The 2,020-nt window shown below is 57.1% G+C and carries 2 protein-coding genes; both read right to left on the minus strand.

Annotated features, from left to right (window positions below):
• Nucleotides 1-141: 141 nt before the first annotated feature.
• Nucleotides 142-528 (minus strand): VOC family protein, encoded by a 387-nt coding sequence (locus tag NW857_RS11980; RefSeq protein ID WP_414335082.1) that lies wholly within the window; start codon nt 526-528, stop codon nt 142-144.
• Nucleotides 529-676: 148 nt separating this feature from the next.
• Nucleotides 677-2,020, minus strand: a 1,344-nt coding sequence (gene thiC, locus NW857_RS11985) for a phosphomethylpyrimidine synthase ThiC (RefSeq protein WP_414369059.1), incomplete at its 5' end; no start/stop codon positions are given.

The raw sequence follows: 2,020 nt of genomic DNA on the forward strand, positions 1-2,020 counted from the left end.
GTTGACCCTACTGGCTCAAATCGGGCAAATGGCGTGCCCAAGGCCAGACAAAAAGGGGATCCTCTCGACAGGGAGGATCCCTTTGCTCTTGCAAGCCGGACGAACCAAAGGTACGCAGGTTAACGGCCTCAACCGGCCCGGTCAACCTGTTGCCTGAGCCGCCCTAGCTTGGTCAAATGTTCCTGCAGGCTCATACAAAAATTCAAACAGGTTGCCGTAGGGATCCTTACCGTAGAAAGAGGCAGTGCCATCCCGATGGCTGTGGATTTCTCCTACCCGAATGCCTTGGGATTTCAGGCGCTGGTGCTCTTGCTGGAGCTCCTCCAGGTTATCGAAGACAAAGCCAAAGTGCGGCCCTGCTGCGCGGTAGCCCGGCCCCAATAGCGCCAGCCCATCGTCCCCTGCTTTCATGTAGGCCCAGTCGGGATCCTGCCAGACATTGACCATGCCCAACTTTTGGTAGAACTCCACTGCCTTGGGGATGTCTTCTACCCGGATGGCGACATGCCCGAGTTGCCTAAGTGCCATGGTTCTCTCTCTGCTCAATGGAGCCAACTGCAAGGGTTCTCCTGTAATCCAGCATAGCTTGGGGGAGGAGCCCCTCTTCACTCCCCAGCGAGCAGAGATGGGATCCAATCAATTTCAACCTCATGTCAAGCCAAGGCCAGGCCAACGCTTAGGCTGTTGGCTGGGTGGCCAGGAATCGTTCTAGCTCGCTCAAGGCTTGTGCATCCATTTTGGTTTGCATGGGGCAGAACTTCGGCCCGCACATCGAGCAAAACTCCGCCGTTTTGTAGATATCTGCCGGCAAGGTTTCGTCGTGATATTCGCGCGCCCGCTCTGGATCCAAAGACAACTCAAATTGTCGGTTCCAGTCGAAGTTGTAGCGGGCTCTGGACATTTCGTCATCGCGATCCCTGGCCCCAGGACGGTGGCGGGCAATATCGGCAGCGTGGGCGGCAATTTTGTAGGCAATGAGGCCGTTGCGCACATCCTCGGCATTGGGCAAGCCCAGGTGTTCTTTGGGGGTTACGTAGCAGAGCATCGCTGCCCCGTACCAGCCGGCCAAGGCCGCCCCAATGGCAGAGCTGATGTGGTCATAGCCGGCGGCAATATCGGTTACCAGCGGCCCCAAAACGTAGAAAGGAGCCTCGTCGCACTCCTCCATTTGCTTGCGCACGTTAAACTCAATTTGATCCATCGGCACGTGCCCAGGCCCTTCCACCATCACCTGCACATCGTGTTCCCAGGCCAGGCGGGTCAACTGTCCCAGGGTTTTCAACTCCGCCATCTGGGCCTCGTCAGAAGCATCGTGCAGACATCCGGGCCGCAAGGAATCTCCCAGACTAAAAGAGACATCGTATTTCTTGAAAATCTCGATGATGTCGCGGAAGTGGGTGTAGAGCGGATTTTGCTTGTGGTGGGCCAACATCCAACGGGCCAGGATCCCGCCTCCGCGAGAGACAATTCCGGTTAGACGGTTGCGCACCAACGGCAAGTGTTGGATCAGGATCCCGGCATGGATGGTCATGTAGTCCACCCCCTGCTGGGCCTGCTTTTCAATGATGTGCAAGATATCCTCTGCCGAGAGTTTTTCGACATGGCCATGCACACTTTCCAGGGCCTGGTAGATCGGCACCGTGCCAATGGGCACCGGAGAAGCTTGGATAATGGCCGTGCGAATTTCGTCCAAGTCGCCACCGCCGGTGGACAGATCCATAACGGTATCGGCGCCGTATTTGATGGCCAATTTCAGCTTTTCCAGCTCCTCGGCCAACCCAGAGGAAGTGGGGGAAGCGCCGATGTTGGCATTGACTTTGCAGCGGGAGGCGATCCCGATGCACATCGGCTCTAGGTTGGTGTGATGAATATTGGCAGGGATGATCATGCGGCCCCGCGCCACCTCTGAGCGGATCAGCTCCGGTGGCAGGTTTTCCCGCCGAGCCACGTAGTCCATCTCTTCTGTAATCACGCCCTGCCGGGCAAAGTGCATTTGCGTTACATTTGCTTGCCCACGCCG

Source organism: Synechococcus sp. H55.9 (genome assembly GCF_047462355.1).
In the GTDB taxonomy this organism is placed as follows: Bacteria; Cyanobacteriota; Cyanobacteriia; order Thermostichales; family Thermostichaceae; genus Thermostichus.

What these genes read in the sequence shown, in the direction of transcription:
- NW857_RS11980 (WP_414335082.1), bottom strand. Translation starts at nt 528, where the DNA reads ATGGCACTTAGGCAACTCGGGCATGTCGCCATCCGGGTAGAAGACATC.